Genomic DNA, 7,366 nt, shown 5'->3' on the forward strand with positions numbered 1-7,366 from the left:
CGGCGGCTTACCTGGCCTGCTGGTGCGCCTCGCGCGCGTGCGCCGTGCCGCAGTAGTCGCGGCCATCGGCCCGCACGGCCTCCGACGATGGGAAATAGATGCCGCAATGGGCGCAGCAGGCCATCGCCTCCGGCTTGTCCGCGACGCGGGTCCAGGCTTTCGCCTCGCCGCCGGCGGCGCCGGGTGCCGGCCCGGCGGCCGGGCCTTGCGCGCGCGTCATCGCCGCGCGCACTTTGCTGCGCACCGCCATCACCACGAGGATGACGAGCGCAATCCAGAAAAGCAGTCGCGTCATACGAACCCCCGGTGCAGAACGACTTCAAAAACGAAACGGCTGCCGACATACGCCAGCGCCAGGGTGGCGAATCCCGCCAGCGTGAAGCGCAGCGCGGTCTTGCCGCGCCAGCCGCGCCAGCGGCGTCCGGCCAGCAGCGCGGCGAACAGGACCCACGACAGCAGCGCGAACACGTTTTTATGGTCCCAGCGCAGCGCGCGGCCGAACAGCTGTTCGGAGAACACGATGCCCGACAGGACGGTGAGACTGAGCAGGACGAAACCGATACCGATCATGCGGAACAGCAGGCGCTCCATGGTCAGCAGCGCGGGCAGCTGGTCGATCGCGCCTCCCAGCCAGCCCTTCTTCGCGTTCTTCGCGTGCAGGCGCGCCTCCTGCAGCGCCATCAGCACGGCGTGGAAGGCGGCGATCGTGAGCGTGCTGTACGCCGACACGGCCACGGCCACGTGCCAGCCGAACGCGGGCGACTGGTCCTGCACGGGCATCAGGTTGCCGGGGAACAGCGGCGGCAGGATCGCCGCGACGGCCGCGAACGGCATGACCATGCGGCGCATGCCGTCCAGCGCGAAGTTGCGGTTTTCGATCCAGTAGGCGGCGACGGAAATCCACAGCGCGGTCGACAGCATGAAGGCGAAGCCGACGCGCAGCGTGCCGTTCGTCACGATGTCCGGCCACAGCGCCGTGCCATGCACGGCCCAGGCGACAAAGGTCACGGCCGAAATGGCCGAGCCCTGCCGCGACGGCAGCAGGGCGCATACCGCGTACAGGATGGCCGCGGCGATAAATAGGGTGAGTTGCATACGCGCGAGTCTACACCATCCCGATGGGGAGGGTTGGGTTGTCAAAGGGATAATCGGGTCACCAGATGCCGTCGTTCCCGCGAAGGCGGGAACCCAATTTTGCGTGAACGGAGACGGTATTGCCCGTGGTCCGCAACGAACTTGGGTCCACGCCTGCGCGAGGACGACGTTTCAAATGACGTGGCCTCAATCGACGGCCGCGGCCTTGATTTCCGCGTCGTGGTGGCGCTGCTGTTCTTCCATCACCATCAGCCCCAGTTCGCGCTTGAGCGCATTGAATTCGGGCGCCGCCGGATCGCGCAGGCGCGGCAGCTCGACGAGCATGTCGCGCTTGATGGTGCCGGGCCGGTACGTCATCACGACGATGCGGTCGGCGAGGTAGATCGCTTCCTCGATGCTGTGCGTGACGAAGATGACGGTCTTCCTGAATTCCGCCCACAGGCGCAGCAGCTCGTCCTGCAGGTTGCGCCGCGTGAGGGCGTCGAGCGCGCCGAACGGCTCGTCCATCAGCATGATCGGCGAATCCAGCGCCAGCACGCGCGCGATCGCCACGCGCTGGCGCATGCCGCCGGACAGGTCTTTCGGATAGCGTTTCGCGAAGTCTTCCAGCGACAGGAGTTTCAGCAGGTCGGCCACGCGCGCCGCGATCTGCGCGCGCGCCATGCCCTTGATCTCCAGGCCGAAGCCCACGTTCTGCTCCACCGTCATCCACGGGAACAGCGCGTATTCCTGGAACACCATGCCCCGTTCCGGCCCGGGTCCGGCGACCGGCACGCCGTCGGCCAGCACCCTGCCCGACGTGGGCGGCGCGAAGCCGGCGATGGCGTTCAGCAGCGTCGACTTGCCGCAGCCCGAAGGCCCCAGCAGGCAGACGAACTGGCCGTGCGGGATCTCGAGGCTGATGTCCTGCAGCGCAACCATGCGGCGGCCGTCGCCGTCGAACACTTTGCTGACGTTGGCGATGACGAGGTGGGCTTTTGCGTCAGGGACGGTCATGTCAGTGCTCCAGGCCACGGTGCCAGCGCAGCAGGTAGTTGTTCAGTTTATTCATGCCGACGTCGATGGCCAGCCCGAGGATGCCGATCGTGATCATGCCGGCGATGATCTTGTCCGACAAGAAGTACTCGCGCGCCTCCGAGATGCGAAAACCGAGGCCGTTGTTCACGGCGATCATCTCGGCCACGATCACGACGATGAACGCCGTGCCGATGCCGATCCGCATGCCGGTCAGGATGTACGGCACGGCCGCCGGCAGGATCACGCGCAGGAACATCGTCGTCCCGCTGGCGCCCAGGTTGCGCGCCGCGCGCAGGTAGATGCCGTCGACCTGGCGCACGCCCGCGATCGTGTTCATCAGCACGGGAAAAAAAGCGCCCAGCGCGATGAGGAAGATGGCCGGCGGGTTGCCGAGGCCGAACCACAGCATCGACATCGGGATGTAGGCGATGGGCGGAATGGGCCGCAGCAACTGGAACAAGGGATTCAGCCAGGCATGCGCGATGCGGCTCGCGCCCATGGCAAGGCCGACCGGCAGCGCCAGCGCGGCGCCGACGAGGAAGCCGACGAACACGCGGTACAGGCTGCCCATGGCGTCGGTGAGCAATTCGCCGGAGACCATCCACGCGAGACGTCCCCCGCCGTTGGCCTCGTGCCAGGCCGCGAAGTCCTGCAGCGGCAGCAGGTAGGCGACCCACTTGCGCCACACCTGCAGCGGCGACGGCAGGACGTGCTCGTTGACCCATCCCCTGCTGACCACCAACTGCCAGATCCCGATCGCGACGACCGGCACGACCAGGCCGATTGCGATGTCCTGCCACCTGCGTTTCGTCATTTGATCCCCCGTACGCAAATGGTGGGCGGCCTCCGCCCACCAAACGTTCACTTGATGTTCAGGCTTTTCTTGGCCTCATCCAGCAGATCCGTCTTGACCCACTGCTTCGCCACGGGCGGCTTGGACATCCGCCCGACGCCCGTCTTGACCATGATGTCGGTCGTGGTCTGGATGTGCTCCGGCGTGATGTCGTAGGTGTACGGCGAATTGCTGATCGCGTCGTCGAAATCGTCCTTGGTGATCTGGCCCTTGAACACGACTTCGCGCACGTATTTCTCGGCCAGCGCGCGGTCCCGGATGAAGGCGCTCGTGGCCATCACGAAGCAGCGCATGAATTTCTCGGCCACCGCATGCTTCGTGTCGTGGAACTTCTCCGTCATGACCATCGTCCGTATCGGCTCGCCGATCGGGGTGTCGTACGGCTTCATGACCTCGACGCCGTAGCCCTTGTTGATCGCCTGCGACGACTGCGGTTCGGACTGCATCATGACATCGATGTTCTTGCCCAGCAGGGCCTGGTTGAGGTCGGCATAAGCCAGGTAGATGATCTGCACGTCCTTGCCGGGCGCGGTGTCGGCGGACAGGCCCGCCTTCTGCAGCTCGGCCATCAGCAGGACTTCCTGGATGCCGCCGCGCGTCACGCCCACCTTCTTGCCCTTGAGGTCCTTCACGCCCTTGACGTTGGCGTCCGGCCGCGCGACGAGGCGCACGCCCCCTTTGGCGAAGCCGGCCACGACATAGATCGGCGCACCGCTGGCGCGGCCCGAGATGGCGGCTTCGGACGCCGTCGCGCCGACGTCGAGCTCGCCCGCGATGATGGCCTGCATCACGTCCAGGCCTTTCGCGAACACGCGTTCCTCGACCTTGATGCCGCACTTGGGCGCGATTTCCTTGATATACGAGACCGCGCCGTAGTGCGCGAACTTGAGGTTGCCGAGGCGGACCACGTCCTGGGCCTGGGCGCCGCCCGCGGCCAGCAGCGCGGCGACGACGAGGGTCTTGCGAAACACGGTTGCTTTCATTCTGTCTCTCCGATCGGGGTCGAACTTTTATTGGAATGAACTACGTGATGCAGCTCTGGAAAATAAACTCGAAGCAACACATTGTCAAACTGCCCAAGCAGCTTTTACCAAGAATCAACCATGCCGGTTGACTGCGCAGCTTGCGAATGGCTGAATACAGGTCTTGTCCGGGGAAAACGCGCCCCGACATGGGGTAAAATGGCGGGCTGCACGCCGCCCGCTTATATATATCAGTACAAAAGGTAGAACATGCTGGATAACCTGACCCAACGCCTTGCCAAGGTCGTCAAGACGATGCGCGGCGAGGCCCGCCTCACCGAGGCGAACACCGCCGAGATGCTGCGCGAAGTGCGCCTGGCCCTGCTCGAAGCCGACGTGGCGCTGCCGGCCGTGCGCGAATTCATCGCCAAAGTGAAGGAGAAGGCGCTGGGCGAGGAAGTCATCGGCTCGCTGTCCCCCGGCCAGGCCCTCGTCGGCGTCGTGCAGAAGGAACTGGCCGCGCTGATGGGCGCCGACCTCGGGCCGGAAGCGTCGCAGCTGTCGTTCGCACAGCAGCCGCCGGCCGTGATCCTGATGGCCGGCCTGCAGGGTGTCGGTAAAACGACCACCACCGGCAAGCTCGCCAAATACCTCAAGGAAGAGAAGAAGAAAAAGGTCCTGACCGTCTCCGCCGACGTCTACCGCCCCGCCGCGATCGCGCAGCTGGAATCGGTGACGAGGCAGGTCGGCGCCGACTTCTTCCCGTCCACCGCCAGCGACAAGCCGGTCGACATCGCGAAGAACGCGCTCGACTGGGCGCGCCGCCACTACCACGACGTCGTCATCATCGACACGGCCGGCCGCCTGGCCATCGACGAGGCGATGATGCAGGAAATCGCCGCCGTGCACGCGGCCGTGAATCCGATCGAAACGCTGTTCGTCGTCGACGCCATGGTCGGCCAGGACGCGATCAACACGGCGAAAGCCTTCAACGATGCGCTGCCGCTGACCGGCGTGATCCTGACGAAGCTCGACGGCGATTCGCGCGGCGGCGCGGCGCTGTCCGTGCGCCACGTGACGGGCAAGCCGATCAAGTTCGCCGGTGTGTCGGAAAAGCTGGACGGCCTGGAAGCGTTCGATCCGGCCCGGATGGCCAACCGTGTGCTGGGCATGGGCGACATCCTCGCGCTGGTCGAGGAAGCGCGCAAGGGCGTGGACATGAAGGCCGCGACCGACATGGCCAACAAGATCAAGTCGGGCGGCAAGTTCGACATGAACGACTTCCGCGCCCAGCTCGCGCAGATGAAGAAGATGGGCGGCATGGCCGGCCTCCTCGACAAGCTCCCCGCCCAGTTCCAGCAGGCGGCCAGCGGCGCCAATATGGATCAGGCCGAAAAGCAGGTGCGCCGGATGTGCGGCATCATCGACTCGATGACGCCGCTCGAGCGCGCCAAGCCGGAACTGATCAAGGCCAACCGCAAGCGCCGCATCGCGGCCGGCGCCGGCGTGCAGGTGCAGGAAGTCAACCGCATGCTGACGCAGTACGACCAGATGAACACGATGATGAAGAAGCTCAAGGGCGGCGGCCTGATGAAGATGATGCGCGGGATGAAGGGCATGATGCCCGGCATGCGCTGACCTTCGACGCTTCGCAAAAGCCGTGCGCGACCACCGTCCCGCACGGCTTTTTTACGCGTGGGACGCCTGTTTTTTCACTCTAGAGAGGCCCGGGTAACACAACCGGCAGATTTAGGGCTTGTAAGAGTGAAAAAATTTCGAAAAAGACTTGCACGAACACTAAAACCCTACCAATATAAGCCGGGTGCGCTCACGCGCAAATTTCCATGTGTTCCGTTTAGGAGGCTCGAAGATGGCAACAGCCAAAAAAACCACTGCAGCACCCGCCAAGAAAGCCGCTGCCAAGCCTGCTGCGGCGGCGAAGCCGGCAGCGAAAAAGGCAGCGGCTCCTGCCAAAGCAGCAGCACCGAAAGCAACCGCAGCAGCAAAGAAGCCGGCGGCGGCACGCAAGCCCAACGCCGCTTTCATGAAAGAGATGACCCCGTCGGCGCCGCTGGCTGCCGTCGTCGGCGCGAAACCGCTGCCGCGCACCGAAGTGACCAAGAAGGTCTGGGACTACATCAAGGCGCAAAACCTGCAGGACGCGGCCAACCGCCGCATGATCAACGCCGACGACAAGCTGAAAGCCGTCTTCGGTGGCAAGGCGCAGGTGTCGATGTTCGAAATGACCAAGCTGATCTCGGATCACCTCAAATAAGAAGACCTGGCTGGCTGTCCCACTGGCCCCGATACAAAAAGCCCCGGCGAGCCGGGGCTTTTTGCTATGTGCTGCGCCGCACGTAGTGGGCTCTCCGAGCCCACGCGTGACGTATGCAGTTTGCCGGCATCACGCGTGGGCGGAGGCCGCCCACCCTACAGGAGCAACGATGCGATTCGATCTGGTGGACCTGCAATTGTTCCTGCACGTGGTGGATGCCGGCAGCATCACGGCAGGCAGCCAGCGTGCGCACCTGGCGCTGGCATCGGCCAGTGAACGCATCCAGAACATGGAAGCGGCGCTGGGCGTGCCGCTGCTCGTGCGCGGCCGGCGCGGCGTGCAGCCGACGGCCGCGGGCCTCGCCCTGCAGCGCCACGCCCGCCTCGTGTTCCAGCAGCTGGCGCGCATGCGTGCGGAACTGGGCGAGCACGCGGCCGGCCTCAAGGGCCAGGTGCGGCTGCTATGCAATACGGCGGCACTGAGCGAATACCTGCCGGAAGTGCTGGCCGGCTTCATGGCGCGTCATCCGGACGTCGACATCGACCTGGAAGAGCGTACGTCCAGCGACATCGCGCGCGCGGTGCGCGAAGGCGGCGCGGATCTCGGCATCGTGGCCGACACGGTCGATCTGTCCGGCCTCGAGACCTTCCCGTTCTGCACCGACCGCCTCGTGGCCGTGGCGCAGCCGGCGCTGGCGCGCACGCTCGTCACGCAGGAGGGCCAGGCCGTGGCGTTCGCGCGCCTCGTGGATTTCGACCACGTCGCCCTGACCGGCGACAGCGCCCTGTTCCGCTACCTGAGCCAGCAGGCCGAGCGCGCCGGCCGCACGCTGCGCGCGCGCGTACGCCTGCGCAGCTTCGACGCGGTGTGCCGCATGGTGGAGAGCGGGGTCGGGGTCGGCATCGTGTCCGAACCGGCCGCGCGGCGCTGCGCGCGCACGATGGACATCGCGGTGCTCGAACTGGCCGACGCGTGGGCGTTGCGGCAGTTGTCGCTGTGCATGCGCAGCTTCGACGAGCTGCCGCGGCACGCGCAGCAGCTGGTGGAAGAAATCCGCGCGTGAGCGTGGGCACGGGGTGCCCAACCTACGATTGTCACGATGCCGTAGATACCGTCTTGTGCGTCAAGCTTCACATGGCGTAATTCGGGTCATATGGCCTGCCT

The 7,366-nt window shown here is 65.5% G+C and carries 8 protein-coding genes; 3 read left to right on the forward strand and 5 right to left on the reverse strand.

Annotated features, from left to right (window positions below; genetic code table 11):
* Positions 1 to 7: 7 nt before the first annotated feature.
* From ASC93_RS11650 to ASC93_RS11670, 5 genes are all read right to left on the reverse strand, one after another.
* Positions 8 to 295 carry a PP0621 family protein gene (locus ASC93_RS11650; protein ID WP_056441497.1) on the reverse strand — a complete coding sequence of 96 codons (288 nt, stop codon included), beginning with the start codon at positions 293 to 295 and terminating at the stop codon, positions 8 to 10.
* Positions 292 to 1,095, reverse strand: coding sequence for an inner membrane protein YpjD (locus ASC93_RS11655; protein ID WP_056441501.1), 804 nt, complete (start codon positions 1,093 to 1,095; stop codon positions 292 to 294). The genes ASC93_RS11650 and ASC93_RS11655 overlap by 4 nt, the downstream gene beginning before the upstream one ends.
* Positions 1,096 to 1,281: 186 nt before the next feature.
* On the reverse strand, positions 1,282 to 2,091 hold the full coding sequence (locus ASC93_RS11660) for an ABC transporter ATP-binding protein (RefSeq protein ID WP_056441504.1): 810 nt from the start codon (positions 2,089 to 2,091) through the stop codon (positions 1,282 to 1,284).
* 1 nt (position 2,092) lies between these two features.
* Positions 2,093 to 2,926 (reverse strand): ABC transporter permease, encoded by an 834-nt coding sequence (locus tag ASC93_RS11665; protein ID WP_056441507.1) that lies wholly within the window; start codon positions 2,924 to 2,926, stop codon positions 2,093 to 2,095.
* Positions 2,927 to 2,973: 47 nt separating this feature from the next.
* Positions 2,974 to 3,948, reverse strand: a complete 975-nt coding sequence (locus tag ASC93_RS11670) for an ABC transporter substrate-binding protein (RefSeq protein WP_056441510.1) — start codon at positions 3,946 to 3,948, stop codon at positions 2,974 to 2,976.
* A gap of 249 nt (positions 3,949 to 4,197) precedes the next feature.
* Between ASC93_RS11670 and ffh the strand changes: the two genes are divergently transcribed.
* The 3 genes from ffh (at position 4,198) to ASC93_RS11685 (ending at position 7,265) form a co-directional block, all read left to right on the forward strand.
* Positions 4,198 to 5,565, forward strand: a complete 1,368-nt coding sequence (ffh, locus tag ASC93_RS11675) for a signal recognition particle protein (protein ID WP_056441515.1) — start codon at positions 4,198 to 4,200, stop codon at positions 5,563 to 5,565.
* A 232-nt stretch (positions 5,566 to 5,797) separates the two neighbouring features.
* Entirely contained in the window at positions 5,798 to 6,202 is a 405-nt protein-coding gene (locus tag ASC93_RS29705; protein ID WP_075793316.1) for an SWIB/MDM2 domain-containing protein, read from the forward strand.
* Between the two features lie 169 nt (positions 6,203 to 6,371).
* A complete protein-coding gene (locus ASC93_RS11685) occupies positions 6,372 to 7,265 on the forward strand; it encodes a LysR family transcriptional regulator (RefSeq protein WP_056441518.1) in 894 nt (297 codons plus the stop codon).
* The last annotated feature ends 101 nt before the right edge of the window (positions 7,266 to 7,366 follow it).

This window comes from Massilia sp. Root335, from assembly GCF_001425685.1.
GTDB classification, from domain to species: domain Bacteria; phylum Pseudomonadota; class Gammaproteobacteria; order Burkholderiales; family Burkholderiaceae_D; genus Telluria; species Telluria luteola.